We start from the raw sequence: 22,536 nt of genomic DNA on the forward strand, positions 1-22,536 counted from the left end.
CCTCGGGCCGGCGTGCACCCTTCCATGGTGGTGGGTCTGTGCCGACTACGCCACTGATGCAGTTTTGGCATCAGTGGCGTAGTCGAACCCGCCCTTGCACCCTCGCGTCACCGCCGCAAGCCCCTGAACGACGGCCCGCGCGGAGGCTAGCGTCGAGGGCAACTCGAAGGAAACCCGATGAGCACCCCGTCCACCCTCATCGCCAACCGCTACCGGCTGATCAACCTGCTCGGCACGGGCGGCATGGGAGTCGTATGGCAGGCGTGGGACGAGCGCCTGCAGCGACCGGTCGCGCTCAAGATGCTGCGCACGCAGCCCGAGCTCACCGACCGTGAGCGCGAGGTCGCGACGAACCGGGCGATGCGCGAGGCGCGCATCACCGCCGGCCTGCACCATCCGCACGCGGTCACGGTGTTCGACGTCGTCGAGCACGAGGGCAGGCCGTGCATCGTCATGCAGCTGATCGAGTCGACGCCGCTGTCGATGCTGCTGCGTGAGCACGGCCCGCTGAGCCCGCCGGAGACGGCGCGCATCGGGGCGCAGGTGAGCTCTGCCCTGGCCGCCGCTCACCGGATGCGAATCGTGCACCGGGACGTGACGCCCGGCAACATCCTCATCACCGAGGACGGCTCGGCGCTGATCAGCGACTTCGGCATCTCGCACGCGCTGGGGGACACCACGATCACCGCGACCGGCATGATCCACGGAACTCCCGCCTACCTCGCGCCCGAAGTGGCTCGTGGGCAGCAATCCGGCTTCGCTTCCGACGTGTTCTCCCTCGGCTCGACGCTCTACGCGATGCTGGAGGGCGCTCCGCCCTTCGGCGCCGACAACAATGCCATCGCCCTGATCCACAAGGTGGCGCGCGGCTCGTATCCCGCGCCGAAGCATGCAGGACCGCTCGCGCCGCTGCTCCGCGACATGCTGGCGGCGGATCCCAAGCGCCGGCCCAGCATGAAGTCCGTTGCCTCGTGGTTGTCGGCGATGTCCGAGGAGGCCGCCGCAGCAGCAACCGCCCCGCCCGCTGCAGCCGCGCCCGCTGCAGCCGCACCCGCGGCAGCCGCACCCGCGGCAGCCGCACCCGCGGCAGCCGCACCCGCTGCCGCAGCACCCGCCGTGGCGTCCGAGTCGCCGACCGTGCCGCTCGGTGCCGCAACGGCCGCCGCGCTCGCCGCCGATGGCCCGCCGACGACGACCGCGGAAACCCGTGAGCTCGGCGCCACCGCCGAAACCGAGCCGTTGGATCAGGGCACTGCGCAGATCGAGCACGCTGATGCGACAGTGCCCGACGAGACCGAGCCACCGCCCGCGTTGGCCTGGCTCGTGCAGGGCCCGCCGACACCGCCGCCGACGGAGGTGCCGAGACCCGAGCGCGAGCCGCTCGACCGCCGCCGCGCCGCCGCACTGATCGCCATCCTGCTGCTGGCCAGCCTGCTCGTGCTCGGCGGTGCGTTCCTGTTCGGCCAGTTCCGGTTGGATGCGGGGAACGCGGGCAGTCCCGAAGCCGACGGGAATCCGACGACGTCACAGACACCGGATGCCGCGACGTCCCCTCCTGCGACGCCGACGACGACCCCCACGCCCACGCCCCAGACGCAGCCCTCCCCAATCGCGCCGAGCACGCCGCCCGTGGAGTCGCCGCCGCCCAGCGCAGAGCAACGCGTCGTCGACGCGCTCACCAGCTACTACGCGCTCGTTCCCGGTGACCTGAACAACGCCTGGACGCTCATGACGGCCGACTATCAGGTGAATCATGTCGGAGGGCGAGACGCCTACGACGCATTCTGGGGTGCCATCGCCGACGTGGAGATCACCGACGTGAGCGTCTCGCCGCCCGACGCCGGCCAGGCGACCCTGACCTACTACTTCCACGACGGGAGCGTCGTCCAGGAGGTGACGGCGTATCGGCTGGTCGACGAGGGCGGCGTCCTCAAGATCGCCGCGACCGAGGTGCTGAGCAGCGTCGAACAGTGACACGGGTGGTGCCCGTCGGGCGGGCCATGGCGACGCCCGAGGTCGCCGCTGGGTTGTTACGAGGCCGCGCGCCAGCGGCCCTCGGGTTTCCCATGTCACAACGTCGCCGCGTGCTCGGTCATTGCTGCTGACAGGCTCGGCCGAGTCGTGAGGTAAGAGCGGGAGCACAGGGTTTCAGGCGGCCCCTTGGGAGGTTGCGCCAAGCAGACCGCGGCTGGTCCCACCCGCCGCCGAGCCCACTGTCATGACCAGGAGGAGGAGTGCGATGAGTGCAGGAGATGGATTCAGGATCGAGTACCCCGATGCGGCCGGCTATCCCGACGGCACCGGATTCCTCGGTGAGGGTACCGTGGCGCTCGTCGACGAGGTGACGGCCGGCGCGGTCCGCGACGTCGACCGGCCGTCGGCCGACGCGGCATCCGAGATCGAGGTGCATCGCCGCGACGAGGACCACGTCTACGTGGCCACGATCGACGACCGTGAGCTCGCGAGCATCCGCTACGACGAGGTCGATGGTCGCGTCGTGGTGCTCACGACGACCGTCGCTCCGGAGTTCCGCGGGCGAGGCATCGCCGCCGACCTCATCGCCGACGCGCTCGACGACCTCCGCGAACGAGGACGTCGCATCACGGTGCGCTGCCCGGTGGTCGCCGCCTTCATCGCGGGGAACCCGCAGTATGCGGACTTGCTCGACCCGGAGCATCCGGGCCGCTGAGTCGAACTCACGAGTCTCCATAGCGGGCGGCGACCACGGCGGCGCGATCGCGCAGCGTGACCCGCAACGAGGGCGGGGCCAGGGCTTCGGCGTCGGTGCTGAGCTGCCACAGCGCCCACTCCGCATGCCGTGCGTCTTGGAAGGTCACCTCCATGCGCAGCCAGCCGTCGTCGTTGGCGTCTTCGGCGAGAACCGCTAGCGCCGTGCCCACCATTTCCTCGCGTCGCGCCGGGTCGACCCGAACCAGCACCGTGAGCTGGTCGCCGCCGCCTCGAAACCGCGCACTGCGCTCCTGCCAGAGCTCGTCGAGGTCGACCCGGTCTGGCCGCTGTGCCGGTTCGTCGAGTTCGTGGGCGGCGAGGATCCGGTCGAGCCGGTAGGTGCGATCGGCGCCGGAGGTCGTCGCCAGCAGGTAGCCCGTGTCGCGCACCGTGACCAGGCCGATCGGATCGACCGTGCGCCAGGCGGGGCTGCGGTCGGCCGCCGCGTAGTGGATGCGCAGCCGGTGTCCGGCGAGCACGGCGCGCCGAACCTCGGTCATCGTGTGGTCGGGCACCTCGTCGGTGCCTCTCCGACGCGAGAGCAGGTCGGTCTCGGGGTCGACGAGGAATCGCCGGGCCGCGTCGCTCGCGGTCGCTTGGTGACCCTCGGGCAGCGCGTCGACCACCTTGCGCATGGCCGAGGCCAGCGCCGAGCCGAGGCCGAACGCCTGCTGGCCGCGCGCCGATCCCGCGGTCAGCACGGCCAGGGACTCATCGTGGTTCAGCCCAGTGAGCTCGGTACGGAAGCCGGGCAACAGCTCGAAGCCCCCGTGGCGGCCGCGTTCGGCGTACACCGGAACACCGGCTGCGGAGAGCGCCTCGATGTCGCGCAGCACGGTGCGCGTCGAGACCTCCAGCTCGCTGGCCAGCGTCGCCGCAGACAGCCGACCGCGCTGGCGCAGCAGCAGCACCAGTGAGACCAGCCGGTCGGCGCGCATACGAGCGAACCTATCCGAATACCTGACACAAGGTGTCACGAATGCTTGGAAGGCTCGAAAGTGGAGGTCGCAGATGGCGGCTGAATCGAATGGAGCTCACGTGGCAATCGAACGAACGGCAGTCAACCCGGTGGCGTGGTCGGCGGAGCTGGGATTCAACCAGGGTGAGGTGGTCTCGGGGCACACCCGCACCCTGTACTGCTCAGGGCAGACCGCGATGAGCGCCGACGGCGCGCCCCTGCACGACGGAGACATGGCGGCGCAGCTGGGACTGAGCGTCGACAACCTGGAGGCCGTGCTCGGCGCGGCGGGCATGTCGCTCGCGAACCTCGTGCGGCTCAACGTCTACACGACCGAGGTCGACCTGCTCTTCCAGCACTACGGCGTGCTGGCGTCGCGATTGGGCGCTGTGAGGGTGGCGCCCACCACGACGATGCTCGGGGTGACCCGGCTGGCGATCCCCGGCCAGCTCGTCGAACTCGAGGCCACCGCCGTCGCGTGATGCAACCGGGGCCCGGCCGAGCTGCCTGCCGCCGGGCCTCGAGGCGCCTCGCCGCATACCCTGAAGGGATGGACGCCTGTGCCGCCCTCGCGGAGTCGATCGCCCGCCTCGCCGAGCGCGATCACTCGAACTCGCGGTTCCTGAAGGAGCTCGGGCGAGCGGGGGGCGTGAGACGCGGCCCGCTCTGGATCGTCGACGTGGCGGGAGGCGGCCGCAACCGGCTGCGCGGCCGCGGTTTCCGCGCAACGGTCGACGACGCGACCGAGGGGCAGGCGAGACACTTCGCCGGTACGGTCGCGGTCGCAGCACGCATCGGCGGCCGGCTGACGCGGTGGCTGACCGTGACCGTGCTGCGCGACACGCCCGACACCGCCGACGGCAGGCTCAGCGAGGAGGCTATCGAGTTCGCGCGCCTCATCCGCTCGGGCGAACTGCAGCAAGCGGATGCCGCGGACTGGGTGCGCGCCCGCCTGTGCCGCGCCGGGGCGAACGACACCCGGGCGCCGTTCGCGAGCTGACCCGTCAGTCGTTCGCGAGCACCGCGTCGAGGCTCTCGCGCACGATGGAGAGACCACGGCCCAGTTCGTCTTCTGTGATCGTCAGCGCAGGCAGGAACTTCAGCACCTCGTCGTGCGCGCCCGAGGTCTCGATCACGAGGCCACGGCGGAACGCCTCGGCCGAGATGCGGCCCGCGAGCGTGCGGTCGGACTCGCACGCGATGCCGTACATGAGCCCGCGGCCGCGCACCACGAAGCCCTGAGCGGAGTGATCGGCGGCGATGCGCTCGAGCTCGGCGCGGAGCATCCGGGACTTCGCAGCGATCGCGTCGGTGAAGCCGGCGTCGGCCCAGTAGGTTTCGAGCGCGGCCCGTGCCGAGACGAAGGCGAGGTTGTTGCCGCGGAAGGTGCCGGTGTGCTGGCCGGGCTTCCACACGTCGACCTCTGGGCGCAGCAGCACGAGTGACATCGGGAGGCCGGAGCCGGAGATCGACTTCGAGACCGTGACGATGTCGGGCACGATGCCCGCCTCCTCGAAGGCGAAGAACGCGCCGGTGCGGCCGACGCCGGCTTGGATCTCGTCGAGGATGAGCAGGATGCCCCGCGCCGCCGTGAGCTCGCGCAGGCGCCGCAGCCACGGGGCGCCGGCGACGTTGATGCCGCCCTCGCCCTGCACCGCCTCGACGATCACGGCGGCGGGCAGGTCGAGCCCGGACCCCGGGTCGTCGAGCATCTTCTCGAGCAGGTCGAGCGTGTCGACGCCTGCTCCGAGGTAGCCGTCGTAGGGGAGGCGCGCGACGTCGTCGAGGCCGACGCCGGCCGCGCCGCGGTAGTGGCTGTTCCCGGTCGCGGCGAGCGACCCGAGGCTCAAGCCGTGGAACGCGTTCGTGAACGCCACGACCGTCGAGCGGCCGGTCGCCTGGCGGGCGACCTTGAGCGCCGCCTCGACGGCGTTCGCACCCGTGGGTCCCGTGAACTGCAGCTTGTAGTCGAGACTGCGCGGTTCGAGCACGAGCCGCTCGAACGTCTCGATGAACGCCTTCTTCGCCGAGGTCGCCATGTCGAGGCCGTGGATGATGCCGTCGCGCTCGAGGTACTCGATCAGTGCTCGCGTGAAGGCGGGGTTGTTGTGTCCGTAGTTCAGCACGCCGGCGCCGGCGAAGAAGTCGAGGTATTCGCGCCCGTCCGCGTCGACGAGCGTCGAGCCGATGGCACGGTCGAACACGGTCGGGAACGAGCGGATGTACCCGCGCACCTCCGACTCGCGACGGTCGAATACATCCAGGGCTGCGTCGCTGCTCATGGCAGGCGTTCTCCTCTCGGCGGGGGCGGCGGTGAATCGACCCTACGTCCTCAGGATGAGCGTCCGGTGCACGCGACAACAACATGCAACCTATGGGTTGCAACATGGTCTGCGATCTGCAACCATGAAGTTGCAGCAACTGAAGGAGTGAGACATGACCGCCATCCACCGCACCACACCCCGCCCGACCCTCGTGCTCGCCGTGCTCTTCGCCGGCGCGTTCGTCATGGGCTGCGCCGAGATGCTCGTCGTCGGGATGATCGACCTCATCGCCGAGGACCTCACCGTGTCGGTGCCGGCTGCGGGCGCGCTGCTCACGGCCAACGCGCTGGGGCTGGCGATCGGTGGTCCGCTGCTGACGTTCCTGACCACGCGGCTCGACCGGCGCCGTGTACTGCTCACCACGATCGTCGTCTTCGTCGTGGCGACCCTGCTGCCGGCATTCGGCGCCGACTATTCGGCCTTCCTTGCCGCCCGCGTCTTCACCGGCGCGGTGCAGGGGCTCTTCATCGCCGCCGCGATGGTGACCGCGACCTCGATCTCGCCGCCCGAGCGTGCCGGCCGCGCGATGGCCGTGGTCATCACGGGGTTCGCGTCATCGAGTGCGCTGGGCATGCCGTTGGGCACGCTGCTCGGGCAGGCGGTCGGCTGGCGCGGATCGTTCACGGCGGTCGTCGCGGTCGCGGTGGTGCTCCTGGTCGTCGCCGTTCGCGTGCTCCCGTCTGTGCCGACGCCGAGCGAGAGCCACGCCGTCGGCCAGGCCCGGTTCGCCTTCGCGCCGCGCGTGATCGCCGTGCTCGTGCTGGCTGCGCTGATCTTCGTGGCCATCTTGTCGGCCGTCACCTACCTCGTGCCGTTCCTCGCTGCGGTGACGGATGTCTCGGGCACCGCGGTCGGCGCGTACCTGATGGCCTACGGCGTCGCCACCACCATCGGCTCCTTCGCCGGCGGCCGCTTCGCCGACGCGAACGCGTCGCGGGCACTCGTGATCGGCGCGGCGGGAGTGACCGTCTCGCTCGTCGTTCTGTTCGCCTTCGGCGGCAACCCGCTCGTCGTGGCCATCGCCGTGGTCGGCATCGGGCTCTTCGGCATGGCGACCGGCCCGTCGCTCCAGCACCGCGTCGTGAGCCTCTCCGGACCCGGCGCACCGCTCGCCTCATCGCTGCCGGCATCCGCCGTGAACGCCGGCATCGCCGGCGGCGCGTTCGCCGGGGGAGTGGCGATCGACGTCGCCGGCGTCTCGGCAGCCGTCCTCACCGGTGCCGTCATCGGCGCGATCGCGATCGTCGCCGCGTGGGCGACCGGATTCCTCAAGCCCGCGGCGGTCGCCGCACCAGAACCTGTTGCAACCCATTAGCTGCAGGCATCCATCGAAAAAGGAGATCATTGTGACCATGACCGACAACCAGGCATCCGTCATCGACGAGAGCACCTTCAGCGTGCGACGCACGATCCGCATCGCCGCGCCCATCGAGAAGGTGTGGACCGCCGTCACCGAGGCGGAGCACATCTCCAAGTGGTTCGGGCACACGGTGCTCGAGGGAACGGGCGCCGGGGCATCCGGCAGCATCACGTTCCCCGACTACGGCTCGGTGCCGCTTCGCGTGGAGGCGATGGATGCCCCGCGCATGGTCTCGTACCGCTGGGGCAACGACGATGCCGCCGGCGAGCTGCCCGACGCGGTCGACGACCACTCGACCGTCTTCACGTTCACGCTCGAGCGGGTGTCCGACGGCACCGAGCTCACGGTGGTCGAGACGGGATTCGACCGCACCTCCGACCCGGCCGCGAACATGGCGAGCCACGCCGAGGGATGGGTCTCCGAACTCGACAAGCTCGTCGCCCTGCTGGAGGGCGACGCGTGACCACGGGAACGCTGGTCCCGGTGTTCGCCGCACTCGGAGACGAGACCCGGTGGAGCATCCTGGCCGCACTCGGCGAGGGCGACGCGTCGGCGTCCGCCCTCGCCGGGAGGCTCCCGGTCAGCCGCCAGGCGATCGCGAAGCACCTCGCGGTGCTGCAGGAGGTGGGCCTCGTCGAGCCCATCCGGGTGGGGCGCGAGGTGCAGTACCGAGTGATCGGGGCGCAATTGAGTGACACGGCCCGCCGGCTCGAGCGCATCGGGGCCGAGTGGGACCGCCGTCTGTCGGCGATCAGGGAGATCGCCGAGGGGCTGTAGGGCCGGTGACCTCGTCAGGCGTTCTCGAGCTCGGTGATCACGACCTTCTTCTGCCGCATCATCACCTGGATCTGCTCGGGCGTGCGCGTCAGCTCACCCATGTTGGCGGGGATGACCTGCCAGCTGACCCCGAACCGGTCTTTGCACCAGCCGCACTGCTCCGACTCGGGCACGTGCGAGAGCGCCGCCCAGTAGCGGTCGATCTCGTCTTGGTCGGCGCATGACACGACGAACGAGATCGACTCGTTGAACGTGAAGAGCGGGCCGCCGTCGAGGCAGACGAAGTCGACCCCGTTGAGGGTGAACTGCCCGTTGATCACCTTGCCCGACATGCCGGCGAAGTGCTCGTCGAGCGACTCGTCGGGGTACTCGTCGATATGCCTGATGCGGGAGTTCGGGAAGACCCCGACGTAGTACTCCATCGCCTCGCGCGCCCGGTCGTCGAACCACAGGCACGGCTGAATCGGTGAGAGCTCGGCCATGTGAACCTCCTTGTTCAGCTCATCGCTTCGCCGCCCACGCTACGCCCCAGCGCCGACGCTGGCGAGGCCGGTCGAGCGAGAGGTGCCACTACCGTGGGAGACGTTTGCGACCCACCACGGCGAAGGAACCATGCAACGACTCACCTACGAGATCCGCCACCTGAGCGGAATCGACGACCTCGAGCTCTTCAACAGCATCCCCTACGCACTCAACCACGAGGTCGCCGACGACCTCGAGCAGGGTCGCCGCCGGCGCGAGTGGACGTGGATGGCGCTTCGCGACGGCACGCTGCTCGGCCGCCTCGCGCTGTGGAGCACGGCGGATGCCGCAGAGCCGATGCAGTTCGACATCTTCGATGTCGACGAGTCGCTGCCCGTCGACGACCAGCGCCGGGTCGGCGCCGCGCTGCTCGAGGCCGCCCATGCCGAAGTGCTCGGCGGGATCGAGACCCTGCCCGAGTTCGCCCGCTACCTGCCCGCCGACTGGCGCGAGCACCCGGCGTCCCTGCGAGGAACCGAGCTGCGCATGGAGTTGCTCGAGAGCACCGGCGCCCGATTCGTGGTCGAGCGGCTGCGCCTGGAGTGGCGCGAGGGCGCCCCGATTCCCGAACCCGATCCGCGCCTGTCGTTCCGACCGTTCGCGTCCGACGACGAACTGGTCGAGCTGTGCACCCGCGTCCTGTCGGGCACGCTCGACGCGCATTCCATCGAGGAACTCGGCACCGCGAGCCCACAGGCCGTGGCCCGCGCGCAATACGACGACGAGTTCGCCACGTACACGAGCCCTCGCGACTGGTGGCGGGTGGCGACCGACGCATCCGGCACCGCCGTCGGATTCGTGCTTCCCGCCCGCAATTCGTATCGCCACATCATCGCCTACATCGCGGTGCTGCCCGAGCATCGGGGCAACGGGTACATCGACGGCATCCTGTCCGAGGGCACGCGCGTGCTCGCCGCGGCAGGTGCGCCGCTCATCCGCGCCTCCACCGATGTCGGCAACGTGCCCATGGCCGCGGCGTTCGCCCGCGGCGGCTACGACACCTTCGAGCGGCTTATCAACCTGGCGTGGGACTGACCGACCAGCCCCACCGGGAGCGCCCGGCTACGAGGGCGGGGTCGGCGGGTTCGGCGGGTTCGTGCGGATGCGGCCGCGCAGGAACGGGAGCGCCGGCGCCCGGTACACGAGGGCCGGCGGATGCTGCGGCTCGAGTGCGAACTCGGCACGGCCGAAGCGCCACATGCGGTTGAACAGGTAGACGCCGACGACCACCGTCTGGTGTGCCGGCACCTGCCACGTGCCGATTCCCCACTGGGCCGGCTGTCCTCGGCCCGCGATCACGAGCGTCGGCTTGATGCGGGCATAGAGCGCGAACCACGGCTTGTGCAGCGTCAGTTCGATGCGGCGGACCGCCGGGTCGTCGGAGTTCATCGAGGCCAAGGGTAGTGGCTGATGCGAATGCGGCTGCTTCGAGGCTGTCACCAGGAGTCCCGGCTGCCCTACGCTGCTGGGTGTGATCACCGACCGCGACATCGCCCGCTGGCGTCTGCACTCGCAGCACCTCGCGGCACCGGTCGAGTCGGCCCGCCAGGTGGTGCAGTCACTCGTCGCCGTGCAGGCCGAGAACGCCTCGCAGTCGGCGTGGGCGGTCGCGACGCGAACGACGTCGCCGCGCCGAGACGACCTCGCGCAGGCGCTCGTCGACGGCCGCGTGCTGCGCACGCACGTGCTGCGCTCCACCTGGCACTACGTGCGCGCCGACGACCTGCAGTGGCTCCAAGACCTCACGGGGCCTCGAGTCCTGCCGGTCTTCGACCAGCAGCTGCAGCCGCTCGCCGACCGCATGACCGCGCTCACCGAGGTGGTCGAGCAGCTGCTCGCCGAGGCATCCGATCGCACCCGCACTGATCTCGCCGACGCCCTCGCCGAACGCGGAGAGCAGCTCACCGGCCAGCAGCTGATGCTGCTGCTCGGCTACCTCGAGGTGCAGGGACTCGTGACCAGCGGTGCTCCGCGCGGCGGCGAGCACACGTATGCGCTCTTCGCCGATCGCGTGCCCGAGCCGAGGCGACTCGACCGCGACGAGGCCCTCACCGAGCTCGCGCTGCGCTACTTCACCGCGCACGGGCCGGCCACCGAACGCGACCTCGCGTACTGGGCCACGCTCACCTTCACCGACGTGCGTCGCGGAATCGCGGGCGCCGCCGATCGGCTCGCGTCGTTCGAGCACGACGACCGCACGTTCTGGCACGCGCCGGGGGAGGCCCCGACCTCGGCGTCGCCCGCCGGCCACCTGCTGCAGGTGCTCGACGAGATGTATCGCGGCTACCAGGACTCCCGCTGGATGGTCGACGCAGCCGGCGCCGTGCCGCGCGGGCGCGAGACGGCGATCGGCATGGCCCTGGTCGACGGGCAGCTGGTCGCCGGCATGAAGCGCACCGTCAGCGCCACGGCGGTCGCGTTCGAGATCCGGCCGCACCGGCCGCTGCACGCGAGCGAGATCGCGGCGATCCAGGATGCCGCGGCGCGGTACGCCGCGTATCTCGGACTCGAGGCGCGAGTGGATCTCGCGACCGGCGGTCGGGTCGAGTAGCGCCCAGGCTCCGGTGCGCGAGTCGCAGCCGCTCGCGATCCGGGCGAGAATGGAAGGCGACGCAAAGGGGCACGGCATGGGTGAGCAGACCACTGGATCGACGACGGATGCGACGGCATCGACGCCGGCTCCCGAGGTCGCGCGCGCTCCGCACGGCCCGGGGCATCACGCCCTCGGCTGCCCCGAGTGCTTCGAGGAGCTGCAGCGCAACCGCGACTGGTGGAAGGCGCGCCCCGAGGGAGCTCGGCTCGTCGGGCTCGTCGTGGCTCGTGACGACATGCCGTCGGTCGTCGAGCAGCGCAACGACCTGGCCGCCTTCGGCGTCGCCATCCTCGACTTCAAGCACCCTGCTGCAGAGGCGCCCGAGACATGGGAGCAGCGCCTCGGCCGCCTGTTCGGCACGCTGCGCGCCGGTGATGTGCTCGTCGTGGCGAACGAGCACGCCCTCGGCCGCAATCGCGACGAGGTCTCGCGCACGATCCGCACCCTGCAGCGGCACAACCTCGTGGTGAAGGTGCTGAACCACGGCGCGCCGCACCTCGAGGACGCCCGCAGCTGAAGCGCGACGTCGGGGATCTCGCTCGGGTCCAGCTCTGCGACTTCTATGCAGTGACGTCGTCGAAGGCGGTCGTGCTCGATACGTCGTCGGGCGCGGCGTCGAAGAAGCCCAGTCGCTCTGCCTGAAGGAGCGCGGCTCGACGGTCGTGGACTCCGAGTTTGGAGTTGATCGCCGCAAGGTGCTTCTTGACGGTGTTGACCGAGAGATGCAGCGCCTGGCCCAGCGCAGACACGGTGGTGTGATGCCGCATCTCGCGAATGACGTGCAGTTCGCGTGGGGTGAGTTCGACGAACTGGACGCGGTCCGGGAAGATGGAGCCTCGCGCCGAGAGGTGGTCCTCCACGACCTGAGGCAGGCCCGTACCAGCCTCCTCGGCAAGTGCGCGGACTTCTGCTTCAGGCACGATGAAGTACGCATGGAACGCCCCGAGCTGGGCGGCCAAGACGCCGGCCTGTCGGAACGCTTCGAGCGCACGTCGCTGGTCACCAAGTCGTCTGGAGGCGACCGCCTTGATCATGAGCATGTCGATTCGATCGCGCACGACGACGTCGGGCGCCCACAGGGCGGCGGTCGCAAGGCGCTGCGCACGTGCATCGTTGCCGGTGATGAGGAACATCTGCGTGTACGAGGCGCGCAACCACGCCAGATCGGATGGTGCGGTCTGGTGGGCCGTGCCGTTGGACCGATCATGCTGCGCGGCGATGTCGAGCATCATTCGTTCCGCACGGTTCACCTCGCCGAGCGCGAGCAGCGTGTCGATGACGCAGCGATCGAGAATCCTGGTCGCGGTGCTGTCATTGGCGAGAAGCCTGCGGTGTACGAAACGAAGGTGATCAAGACGCGTCAGGGCAACTCGAGGTTCTTCGAACAGATGTGAGTGCGCGGTTGCTGCGAGGGCCGCAAACGGCCACATCTCGATGGTGAGGGCGGTTCCCTCGGTGATCATCTTCCGGGCAGGTTCGGGCTCGAGCCGGTTGGTGGCCAAGTAGGCATCGATGATCTGGATCGGCCGGTCGGCGATGGTGTCGAACGGGTGGCCGGCAAGGTCGATCCCGCGCGCAAGCTCGAGCCAGTGGGCGGCCTCCTCAGGACTGCCGACCACGTGGTGCAGGATCGCGAGATGGCCGGCGGCGATCGCGGCGACGAACTCACCGTCGGGAATACTGGCAGCTTCGTATGCTCGCATGCACATCGCGATCGCTTCACCCATGTCCCCGACGAGCATCGACGTCACCGACCGCTGGTGGGAGAACAGGGCGGCGCGAGACGGGCTGGCAAGCTCTCCCGCGGCTGCCCGACGGGACAACTCGCCTGCGACCGTGTCGCCGGTGCGTGCCGCGCCGACGAGATCTCCGCGGAGCCGTTGCGAGACCATCACAGACGACATCGCGGTGACGTATTCGTCGATGTCGGTATCGCCTCCAACGCTTCCCGCGAGCACGTCCACGACTTCCAGATGGATACGCGACGCCCGGGTGCGCCCCGCGAAGTCGTCGCGGCTCGTTCGCAGGATCGCGGCAGCGAGCGCCAGGACGGGTCGCTGTTCGGTCGCCTGCGAGGGCAGGTTGTCGTATGCGCGTTGCGCCGCTGGAAGGTGGCGAGCCATGAGGGTCAGGGAGTGCCGAGCCCACAAGCGGGAGAGGAGTCTCCAATGGCCTCCGGCTCGTGCATGCTCGAGCACCCTGCCAAGATCGGCATTCGCTTCGTACAGTGCCTCCGCGAACAACCGGTGATAGTCGGCGGTCTCGTCCCGGAGGTGAGTGGTGACGCCCTCGAGGAGGACGTGCCGGAGCAGCGGGACGAAGCGCCACTCGGCGGCCGGTCCGGGGAGCAAGGTGAGGATGCCCCCGAGGCGAAGTTGATCGCCCGCACGGGGCGTCGAGACGGATCGCTCTGTGCGAGAGTGCAGCGCTGCGAGGTGCGGAGGTCCCACGACCGGCGTCAACGAGAGTGCGAGCGCCGCGTCCAGCACGTTGGCCGCGGCAAGATGGGGCAACACCACGGAGCGCAGGTACCCCTCGGCGGCCGTGGTGCGGATCGCGTCCGGTGAGGACTCGGCCAGCACGCGTTTGCTCAGCTCCGGCCACCCGCCGCACAACGCGAGCAAGTGCTGCAGCTCCTGTGGACTGGCTGCCCACCCCCACAGCCCGCCGAGCTGCTGCAACTCCGTTGCAGTGAACGTGAGATCATTCGCGGTGATGCGGGCGACCTCCAGCTGGTGATGACCGGCGATGTCGGCGAGCGCGAGGGTGAATCGTGAGCTGACGAGAAGATGCACGGCCGGTACCCGGTCGATGAACCCGGCCAGGTCCTCGCAGAGCCGAGTGTCGGTCAGGTGACCGGCGTCATCGACGATCACGATCAGCTGTTCTGCGGTGCTGTGCTCGATCGCCTCGGCCAGGCCATCCCACGAGTTGGTCGTCCGGCTCGCAGGCGGCTCGGTGCTGTTCACGATGACGCCGGCGCGGCTCATCGCGTCATGCAGGGCGTGAAGGAACGCGTCGGCCGAGTTGTGTTCTGCCCGAGCGGTCAACCAGATGACCGTGTCGCCGTTTTCGAGACGGTGTCGGCCCCAAGTCGATGCGAGCGTGCTCTTGCCATAGCCTGGCGGCGCCTGAATGACGGTGAGCGCGGCGAGTTGATCGAGTCGGTCGAGTAGGCGAGGGCGATGGAGCACCCGTCTCGACGCACGCGGCAGGGGGCTGCCGGGATTGCGGATGGGTCGCCGAGCGTCGGAACCAGGTGTCGCGAACACAGAGCCGTGGAGCCTTTCGGTATGCGTAGGGTTCGGCGGTTCGGGTCCACCGGCAGAATTCATCCGCGCGATCGACATTCTTCCACGCGATGGTGAATTTCTATCAGCCGTCGGTCGCCGGTCGCGGCTTCTTCACCCTCGTTTCACCCTGTCGCGGTGCAGGCGCTCGCGCAGGCGCACTCGAAGCGTGGCGTCAGAGCCGTGCCCGGCGAATCGCATAGGTTGGTGCATGCCGTGCGCGAGGGGAACAAGGTGACCGTACGAGACACATCTGCACCGCGCAATGCGGCGCACGAGATGCGGAATCCCGATCCATCAGGCGCCCATGAGCCGCCGCCTGGCGGACGGCCATGAACGAGGATCCCGGACGCGATCGATCGTCGCCCCTCGACGAGATGCCGGACGAGTCCGACGTGGTTGCCGCACTGGAACGCGCGGTCGTCGCAGGCGACCTCGATGCCGCCACGAGGGTGGTCGAGGCGGCATGGTTCCCGCTTCTGCGCGGCAACGGCGACCGTGTCCGGGAGCTGCTCTCACCCGTGCCGTTCACGCAGTTGCGGTCGCATCCCTTGCTCGCGGTGCTGCTCGGCGTCACCTACTACGGCGAGCGTCACCGCCGAGCGAAGGCATTGCAGTACTTCGCCGTCGCCTCGGTAGCCGCGCGACCGCGGAACGCACGCATCTCGGATGCCGAGCGGGCGCTCATCCTCGCGGGAGAGAGTGTCGGCCTTCGTCTGTTCGGACAGTATTCTCGGGCTGTCGGCCCGGCTCGAGCAGCGCTCCGAGTCCTCGACTCGATGGGAGGCGAACGGTCGGCCGTGATCGGACAGCTCCCGCGGGTGTACTCGCAGTTGGGAATGAGCCTGTACTTCGGCGGGTGTCCGGTCGAGGCGCTCGATGCATTCTCGATGGGCCTGGCTGAAACCGGGCCCCACGACGAGTCGGGGTTCGGGAACCTCGCCATGTTGTCGGGCATGCACGCGCTCGACGGCGACATCCTCGTGGCGCGCGAGTACGTGGATCTCGCACGGGGCGAGCCATGGACCGACCAACAACGCGCGATGTACACCGGGACGTTCTACCGGATCGCCGAAGCGGTGATCGCGCTCGAGCAGTTCGATACGACGGCCGCGCAGAACCACCTCGACGCGATGATCCACGATCGAGGCACGATCGAGCATTGGGTCGCCATCGTGCGAGTGGAGGCGATGACGGCGCTCCTTTCCGACGCCGCTGCGACCGGGCTCTCCCGACTCGAGAGCTTCGCCATCTCGCGCGGCTCGGATGGGCGTTCACCCTCGAGGCGTGCCAGCCTGGCATCCGTCCGCGCTCTCCTGCATCTGGCCCTCGGCAACATCGACGCCGCGAGCGAGATCCTTCGACGCGACGCTCCGGCATCTCCGCAGACGAACGTGGATCGAGCGAGGGTGTCGCTCGTGCGCGATCACACCGGTGCCGCGCTGCGCGACCTCCGCGCGATCGCCGGAACGTCGCAGTCCTCCCGCACCTCGGCCGAGGCATCGGCGATCGAAGCCGCGGTGCTTCTCCGCGTGTCTTCCACCGGCGCGTCCCGGTCCGCGGTGGACCGGCTGGGCGCCCTGCTCCGCGACACCGGTCAACGGTCGGCCATTGCCCTGCTCCCGCGGGCTGACCTCGAACGGGTCCGGTCCGCGCTCTCCAAGCGGGGTCATGATGCCCTCTTCGAAGGCGTCGAACTCCGCTCGGTCTTCGTCGACACCGACACCGGGTCAACGCTCACGCCGCGAGAGCTGGAAGTACTCAAGGCGCTCGAGCGCACTGGCTCGACCTCGCAGATCGCGAGTGCGCTCTTCGTCTCGGTCAACACGGTCAAGAGCCAGGTGAAGAGCATCTACCGCAAGCTCGGCGTGAACAATCGGGAAGACGCCATCGCCGTCGCCATCGCCCGGCACCTGTTCATCGACACCGAGGACTAGCGCCGTCAGCAGGAAGAAACCGTGCCCCGCCACGCAGGGTGGCGGGGCACAGCGACCGTCTCTCCCGGTCCGCTCCCTACGACGCGTCCCGACGTGCGTCGAGTCGTCGGGTGATCAGGAGTGCGCCGCCCCCGAGGACGAGGAGCAGGAGGGCCACGGGAAGCGTCAGCCATGGCAGGTCCCAACCGGTCGAGGCGAGCGGCGGGGGAACCTGGTGGTCGGTGGCGCACACGCCGTTCGGGTCGCAGAGCGCCCGCTCATCCGAGCTGGTCACGACATTGCGGAGCTGGTCGTCGCCGGCCGCGGTCACGGTCACGGAGTAGGTGAGGGTCACCACCTGTCCGACCGCGAGGTCACCGGTCCAGCCCAGCGTGTTGCCGGTTCGCGTCACCGACCCCGACGTGGCCGTCGCGTTTCCGTTCCAGGTGGCGTCGTCGAGCACGGCGGTGAGGTCGTCCGTCACGCTCGCACCGCTCACGGCGCCGTCACCGCGCTGGGTGATCGTGACCGTGTAGGTCACGACGTCGCCGACCTGCACGTTGGAGCCGGACTTCGGGTTCGCGACCTTGCCGAACACGTACCCGCCGGTCTTGTGGACGGTGCGGCACTCCGCGGTCTCATCCGGTGCCGGCACGCACTCGCCGGTGCCCGTGACGACGTTGGCGAGGGTCGTGTTCCCGGCTCCGGTCACGGTGACCGAGTAGGTGATCGTCACCACCTCGTCGACGCCGACGGTCCCCGACCAGGTCAGGGTCGTCGCGTCGAGCGCCACGGTACCGGTGGACGCTGCGGCGTCGTCGTTCCAGGTGGCGTCGTCGAGCACGTCCGAGAGGTCGTCGATGAGGGTCGCGGGCACCGCGGCCGGGCCGACCTGGGCGCCGGTGATCGTGTAGGTGATCACGTCGCCCCTCGAGACATCCGAATCGTGCACCGGGTCGGCCATCTTCGAGTACTCGAAGCGGCCGGTCTGGTGCGACGTCGCGCAGTCGGGCGTTTCGTCGGGCGCCGGAACGCAGGTTCCGGCCCCGGGGTCGACCTCGTTGTTCAGGAACATGTCGCCGGCCGCCGTCACGGTGACCGAGTAGGTGATGGTGACGACCTGCCCGACGCTGAGATCGCCCGTCCAGTCCAGCGTTTCGCCCTCGACGTCGACGAGCCCAGTGGATGCCGCGGCGTCGTCGTTCCACGTGGCGTCATCGAGCACGTCGCCGAGGTCGTCGGTGATGGTCGCGCCCGTCACCGCCCCCGGGCCCTGGTGGGCGACCGTGACCGTGTACGTGATGACGCCGTCGACCGGGACATCCGAACCGGATGCCGGGTCCGACATCTTCGACACCGTGTACGTGCCGGTCTCGTGCGTGGTCGTGCACGACGGTGCATCGACACAGCCCTCGCTCGTGACCACATTGGTCAGCGTCATGTCGCCGGCGCCGGTCACGGTCACGGAGTACGTCACTGTGACGACGTCGCCCGCCGCCAGGTCACCGCTCCAGGTGAGGGTGGGTGCCGAATACGACGATGTTCCCGCACTGGCGGCCAGGTCATCGTTCCAGGTGGCGTCGTCGACGACGGCCGACAGGTCGTCGCTGAACGAGGCGTCCTCGACGGGGCCTTCACCGATCTGGGTCACGGTCACCGTGTACTCGATGACTTCGCCGATCTGCACCGTGCTGCCGGCGGCCGGATCGGATGACTTCACCGTCTCGTACCGGCCCGTCTGGTGCGTGGTCTCGCAGTCGTCGACGCTCTCGCAGCCGGGCGACTGCACCGTGTTCCCGATCAGCGTGTCCCCGGCCGCGGTGACCGTCACCGAGTACGTGACCGTCGCGACATCGCCCGGGCCGAGCTCGCCGGTCCACGCGATCACGCCGTCCTCGTAGGTGAACGTGCCCTGGGAGGCGACGATGTCATCGTTGAAGGTGGCATCGTCGAGCGCGTCGGCGAGGTCGTCGTTGAAGAACTGCCCCACGACCTGGCCGAGGCCCGACTGCGTCACCGTCACCGTGTACGTGATCACGTCACCCGCCTGCACGTCGGAACCGGATGCCGGATCGGCGGTCTTCACCGTCGTGTACGAAGCCGTGTAGTGCTCCGTCTCGCAGTCCTCCTGTGTTGCGCAGCCCTCACTCGTGACCACGTTGTAGAGCCGGGTGTCGCCGGCGCCGGTCACGGTCACGGTGTAGGTGATCGTCACGACGTCGCCCACCGCGAGGTCGCCCGACCACTGCAGCACCTGGTTCACCGGGTCGAATCCGACGGTTCCCCCAGTTGCCGTCAGCTCTCCGTTCCACGTCGAGTCGTCGAGCAGGTCGGAGAGGTCGTCCACGAGTGCGGCGCCCTCGTACGCGGCTTCACCACGATGCGTCACCGTGACCGTGTATTCGATCTCGTCGCCCTCGTCGACGTTCGCACCATCCACCGGGTCCGAGGACTTCACCACGTCGAAGGCCCCGACCGTGTGCTCGACGGGCGGGCAGCCGGCGTCGGGGCAGCCCGGGCTCTGCACGCCGTTCTCGACGAACCAGTCACCCTCATCGCCGATCGCGGCCGACGGCTTCACCGTCACCGAATAGGTCACCAGCGCGACCCCGTCGACCGGAACCGTGCCCGACCAGGAGATCACTCCATCGACCAGGGTCGCGGTGCCGATCGTCGCCGCGAGGTCGCCGTTGTACACGGTGTCGTCCGTCACCCCCGCAAGGGCGTCGGTGAACTGTGCGACGGCCGCCGCCGTGCCTTCCTGGGTGACGGCGATCGTGTAGGTGATCACGTCACCGGGGTGCACCGTGCTGCCCGACGCGGGGTCGGCGGTCTTCCCGGTGGTGTAGTTCACCAGTTCGAGTCCAGCAGGATCGCAGTTGATGGTCGGGGCCACGCCTGAGTCATCAGGGATCGCGGCGGCACCGCAAGCCGTGTTCACGACGTTGCCTCCGCCCGTGGCCGTGATGGTGAACTCGTGGACCTGCTGCGCACCCGGGGTGAGCTCGGCAACCGTGAAGGAGCCTTCGGGGAACAGGTCGTCGGTGATCTCGAGGCCGGTCAGGGTGCCCTGCCCGGTGTTCTCGATCACGATCCGGTAGGGGATCTCGTCTCCGACGCGGTAGACCGGGTAGTCCTCGACCGTGTTCGCATCACGCCAGACTCCTTCGGCGTCCTGCACGTACTTCTTCAGCGCCGCCGAATAGTGGTTCGCCACCGTGATCGACGCCGAGGTGCGCATCACGAGCTCGGTGTGCTCGGTTCGCGCTTGCGCCCGGTTCACCAGCACATCCCCGCCATCGACGCCGTCAGTTGCGATGTTCACCGTGAAGGGCTGGGTCGCGCCCGCCGCGAGCGCCGGCCCGACCACGCGCACGGCGGTCGCATCCGGCGTGAACGTCGTCGACCAGCCCACCGTGTTTCCCGAAGGGTCGCCGGCTGCGCCGTTCGATGCGTCACCGGGGTCGTCGCTCAGCGTCGCCGGGTTCGCCGTGGTGTAGTACACCGTCGCGCCCCCGACGGCGTCGACGCCCGTCAGCTCGTAGTCGCCCACGAAATCGGTGCCGCGACCGTCGCCGACGTACGGCAGGATGTCGATCGTGTCCGTGTAGTCCTGCGGCAGCGGGTCGAACGAGCGGAGTGTCACCGTCCATGACCCCTCACCGACGCCGTCGCCGGCGAGGTTCGGGATGAAGGGCGAATCCGCCGTCTTGCCGATCGAGGTGTAGCCGCTCGTCGAGACGGTCACCTGGGCGGCCGCAGAGCGGGTCTGCCCGGCGTACGAGGCGACCGCGGTGTTGGTGAGCACGGTGCCCGGCGTCACGCTCTGGTCGGCGACGGCCTGGTAGGTCTGCGCGTGCTGGGTGTTGGTCGCGACGCCGTTGAAGGTCCAGTTCAGGACTTGCCGGCCCTGCCCATCCGCACTGACGACGGGAGCGGGCGTGGCCGAGCCCGGCACGTAGGTCAGGCCGAGGGGCAGGGTGTCGCTGACCTGGTACCCGTCGACGGTGGGCGGGATCTGCCCGGCTCCGTTGGCGGCGTACGTCAGCGTGAACGTCGCGGGGACGCCCGGAGTCACGGCAGTGCGGTCGGCCGACTTCACGATGGCCGGCGAGGCATCCGAGATGCGCAGCACGTCACGGAAGCCCGTCGTGCACGGGTACCGCCAACCCGGGGTGTTCGTGATGCACCCCGCATAGTCGGGGCCGGTCCAGGTGTTCGGGACGGGGGCGTCGTGGATTCCGGAGAAGAAGCTCCACACTTCGGTGCCTGCGGGCGTCGACGGCCGGATCCGCAGGAAGGCGACCGGGGTGATGCTCGAGTCGTTGACGTGCGCCTCCGCCTGGCCCTGGGTCATGACGACGCGCACGGCCTTGACGTCGGCGAGGTTCGCCGGCGGCGTCGTGCTCCAGCCGGTCGCGGGAGCGCAGTCGAACGCGCTCGGGTTGTAGCCGGGGCTCGCCGGGTCGAGGTTCGCGCTCGTGCCCGTGTAGTACTCGAACGGGGCGCCGTCGACGCCGCCCGCCGGGGCGCCCCATACGAAGTTCTCGAGGGTCACGTACCTCGTGTCGAATGGCGCGCACATGCCGACGAGAAGGTTGTCGGCACGGTGGGACCACCGCTGCCAGCCCGTGTCGAGGTACTGCCCCACGACGGTGCCCGCGGCGACGCGGTAGGTGTCGTCCCACGTCGTGCCGCCGCTGCCGGTGTAGCCGCGGCCCCAGCCGGAGGAATATATTCCCAGCGGCTGCCACGTCTTGGTCTCGCTGTTGTTCGACGGATCATCCTGCGCGGTCTGCCCGCTCGTCGACGTATAGGTCGGTGCGCTCGATGTGACGGTCGCCGAGCCGCCGGGGACGTTGAAGACCCGAACATAGATGGAGCCGGATGCCAGCGCCACCTGATCGGTCGGCAGCAGGCTGCCGGCCGAGTCACGGGTGGGAATGTTCGCGGGGTCGTAGTCGATGCCGCTCAGGGTCAGCTGGAACGTGTTCGGCCCGGTCTGGGTGAACGTGCAGGTGTCGACGAACGACGTCATGTGGGTTGACGGGTGGTCACCGCCCGACCACGGATGCCCATTGGCCGCGATGCCCATGTCGAACGGCGTGCAGCCCTGTGGTGCGATCTGGATCGTACCGCCCTGCGGCGAGGCGATTGTGAGGTCGTAGGTGATCGTCTGCGGGCCCGGGTCGCTTCCCGCCTGCTTGCTCAGCGTCCACTCGTAGCTCGTCTCGAAGTAGTTGGCCCCGCTCGAGATGTAGGCCGCGCCGGTGCCCCACCGGATGTCCATGCCGAAGCCGTTCACGATGGCGATCGGGCTGAGCGCGGCGGACTGCCCCGCGATCGAGCCGGTCGAGGAGAGCTGGCTGCCGGTGGGGCCGTTGGCCTCGATGGGAGTCTGCAGCACGACCGCCGTGCCCTGATCGTGGGTGCCGAGGTTGCACGTGAGGGTCGCCCGGTCTGCGGACAGCGCCGAGACCGGGTCGACTCCCGTGGTGAGACAGGCGTCGGGAAGCCGGCTGAAGAGGCCGTTCTGCAGCGTGGCAGTGATCGTGATGTTGTCGACGGGCGAGTTCGATGGTGCGGCGGCGTCATCGTTGACGTTCACGCGCCACTCGCCGGTGACCACATCGCCGGTGGCGACCGTGGTTGGCGTGCCGGGGACCCAGTCGGCGGTGATCTCGTAGACCGGGGCAGCGACAGCCGGACTTGCGATGAACGCACCCGCTCCGATCGTCGCAATGGCGACCGCCGCTGAAAGCACGCGGCGCCCGAGTCGACGCACCCGCCCTCGCGTTCGTCGGGATGATGCATCCGCCGTCGATCGCTTCGACTGCCCGAGTTGCATGAACCAGCCCATGTGTTGCTTCCCCCTGCTCGTTCCGGCATCGCCTGCAGCCGTCGACGGCCTGAGCCACGCTCGACGGTGGCGATGCTGATTCCTTTCTAGGGATCGTCCAGAATGGTCACCACTCAGTAGGAGGAAATGGTCCAAGGATGGTCCGCGTCTGGTCCGCCGGGTACCCGAACACTGGTCCGCCGGGCACGCGAAGGCTCACCACGAAA

At 69.2% G+C, this 22,536-nt stretch carries 17 protein-coding genes; 11 read left to right on the forward strand and 6 right to left on the reverse strand.

The genetic code is table 11. The features are described 5' to 3' along the window. Window positions 1-177 precede the first annotated feature (177 nt). Together QFZ26_RS12570 and QFZ26_RS12575 are read left to right on the forward strand one after the other, a co-directional pair. Window positions 178-1,974 carry a serine/threonine-protein kinase gene (locus QFZ26_RS12570; RefSeq protein WP_307042596.1) on the forward strand — a complete coding sequence of 599 codons (1,797 nt, stop codon included), beginning with the start codon at window positions 178-180 and terminating at the stop codon, window positions 1,972-1,974. Between the two features lie 265 nt (window positions 1,975-2,239). Then, on the forward strand, window positions 2,240-2,689 hold the full coding sequence (locus QFZ26_RS12575) for a GNAT family N-acetyltransferase (RefSeq protein ID WP_307042599.1): 450 nt from the start codon (window positions 2,240-2,242) through the stop codon (window positions 2,687-2,689). Window positions 2,690-2,696: 7 nt separating this feature from the next. On the opposite strand, the gene QFZ26_RS12580 is transcribed toward QFZ26_RS12575, so the two are convergent. Beyond that, complete coding sequence (locus QFZ26_RS12580; protein ID WP_307042602.1) at window positions 2,697-3,668, reverse strand: helix-turn-helix transcriptional regulator; 972 nt, start codon at window positions 3,666-3,668, stop codon at window positions 2,697-2,699. Between the two features lie 106 nt (window positions 3,669-3,774). Here QFZ26_RS12580 and QFZ26_RS12585 point away from each other — a divergent pair, with 106 nt between their 5' ends. Further along, on the forward strand, window positions 3,775-4,170 hold the full coding sequence (locus tag QFZ26_RS12585) for a RidA family protein (protein ID WP_307045071.1): 396 nt from the start codon (window positions 3,775-3,777) through the stop codon (window positions 4,168-4,170). A 68-nt stretch (window positions 4,171-4,238) separates the two neighbouring features. Then, entirely contained in the window at window positions 4,239-4,688 is a 450-nt protein-coding gene (locus tag QFZ26_RS12590; protein WP_307042604.1) for a hypothetical protein, read from the forward strand. Window positions 4,689-4,692: 4 nt separating this feature from the next. On the opposite strand, the gene ectB is transcribed toward QFZ26_RS12590, so the two are convergent. Then, window positions 4,693-5,970, reverse strand: a complete 1,278-nt coding sequence (gene ectB / locus QFZ26_RS12595; protein WP_307042605.1) for a diaminobutyrate--2-oxoglutarate transaminase — start codon at window positions 5,968-5,970, stop codon at window positions 4,693-4,695. Between the two features lie 154 nt (window positions 5,971-6,124). Here ectB and QFZ26_RS12600 point away from each other — a divergent pair, with 154 nt between their 5' ends. The 3 genes from QFZ26_RS12600 to QFZ26_RS12610 are packed head-to-tail and all read left to right on the forward strand — an operon-like array spanning window position 6,125 to window position 8,149. Further along, window positions 6,125-7,327, forward strand: coding sequence for an MFS transporter (locus QFZ26_RS12600; RefSeq protein WP_307042606.1), 1,203 nt, complete (start codon window positions 6,125-6,127; stop codon window positions 7,325-7,327). Window positions 7,328-7,364: 37 nt separating this feature from the next. After that, window positions 7,365-7,835 (forward strand): SRPBCC family protein, encoded by a 471-nt coding sequence (locus tag QFZ26_RS12605; protein ID WP_307045073.1) that lies wholly within the window; start codon window positions 7,365-7,367, stop codon window positions 7,833-7,835. Continuing rightward, window positions 7,832-8,149, forward strand: a complete 318-nt coding sequence (locus tag QFZ26_RS12610; RefSeq protein WP_307042608.1) for an ArsR/SmtB family transcription factor — start codon at window positions 7,832-7,834, stop codon at window positions 8,147-8,149. Before QFZ26_RS12605 ends, QFZ26_RS12610 begins: the two co-directional genes overlap by 4 nt. Before the next feature lie 14 nt (window positions 8,150-8,163). On the opposite strand, the gene QFZ26_RS12615 is transcribed toward QFZ26_RS12610, so the two are convergent. Then, window positions 8,164-8,631 (reverse strand): VOC family protein, encoded by a 468-nt coding sequence (locus QFZ26_RS12615; RefSeq protein WP_307042610.1) that lies wholly within the window; start codon window positions 8,629-8,631, stop codon window positions 8,164-8,166. 130 nt (window positions 8,632-8,761) lie between these two features. Here QFZ26_RS12615 and QFZ26_RS12620 point away from each other — a divergent pair, with 130 nt between their 5' ends. Further along, window positions 8,762-9,706: a GNAT family N-acetyltransferase gene (locus QFZ26_RS12620; protein WP_307042612.1), complete on the forward strand. Its 945-nt coding sequence runs from the start codon at window positions 8,762-8,764 to the stop codon at window positions 9,704-9,706. 27 nt (window positions 9,707-9,733) lie between these two features. Here QFZ26_RS12620 and QFZ26_RS12625 read toward each other — a convergent pair whose 3' ends face one another. Next, on the reverse strand, window positions 9,734-10,060 hold the full coding sequence (locus QFZ26_RS12625) for a hypothetical protein (protein WP_307042614.1): 327 nt from the start codon (window positions 10,058-10,060) through the stop codon (window positions 9,734-9,736). 82 nt (window positions 10,061-10,142) lie between these two features. On the opposite strand from QFZ26_RS12625, the gene QFZ26_RS12630 reads away from it, so the two are divergent. Together QFZ26_RS12630 and QFZ26_RS12635 are read left to right on the forward strand one after the other, a co-directional pair. Next, on the forward strand, window positions 10,143-11,222 hold the full coding sequence (locus tag QFZ26_RS12630; protein WP_307042615.1) for a winged helix DNA-binding domain-containing protein: 1,080 nt from the start codon (window positions 10,143-10,145) through the stop codon (window positions 11,220-11,222). A gap of 76 nt (window positions 11,223-11,298) precedes the next feature. Continuing rightward, window positions 11,299-11,781: a recombinase family protein gene (locus tag QFZ26_RS12635; protein WP_307042617.1), complete on the forward strand. Its 483-nt coding sequence runs from the start codon at window positions 11,299-11,301 to the stop codon at window positions 11,779-11,781. A 43-nt stretch (window positions 11,782-11,824) separates the two neighbouring features. On the opposite strand, the gene QFZ26_RS12640 is transcribed toward QFZ26_RS12635, so the two are convergent. Further along, the gene (locus QFZ26_RS12640) at window positions 11,825-14,458 is read right to left on the reverse strand and encodes a helix-turn-helix transcriptional regulator (RefSeq protein WP_307042619.1); all 2,634 of its coding nucleotides are present in this window, start codon (window positions 14,456-14,458) and stop codon (window positions 11,825-11,827) included. Window positions 14,459-14,949: 491 nt separating this feature from the next. Here QFZ26_RS12640 and QFZ26_RS12645 point away from each other — a divergent pair, with 491 nt between their 5' ends. Next, entirely contained in the window at window positions 14,950-16,491 is a 1,542-nt protein-coding gene (locus QFZ26_RS12645) for a helix-turn-helix transcriptional regulator (protein ID WP_307042621.1), read from the forward strand. 76 nt (window positions 16,492-16,567) lie between these two features. On the opposite strand, the gene QFZ26_RS12650 is transcribed toward QFZ26_RS12645, so the two are convergent. Then, window positions 16,568-22,234 carry a DUF7927 domain-containing protein gene (locus tag QFZ26_RS12650; protein ID WP_307042623.1) on the reverse strand — a complete coding sequence of 1,889 codons (5,667 nt, stop codon included), beginning with the start codon at window positions 22,232-22,234 and terminating at the stop codon, window positions 16,568-16,570. Between the last annotated feature and the right edge of the window lie 302 nt (window positions 22,235-22,536).

It is taken from the genome of Agromyces ramosus (assembly GCF_030817175.1).
Taxonomy (GTDB): Bacteria; Actinomycetota; Actinomycetes; order Actinomycetales; family Microbacteriaceae; genus Agromyces; species Agromyces ramosus_A.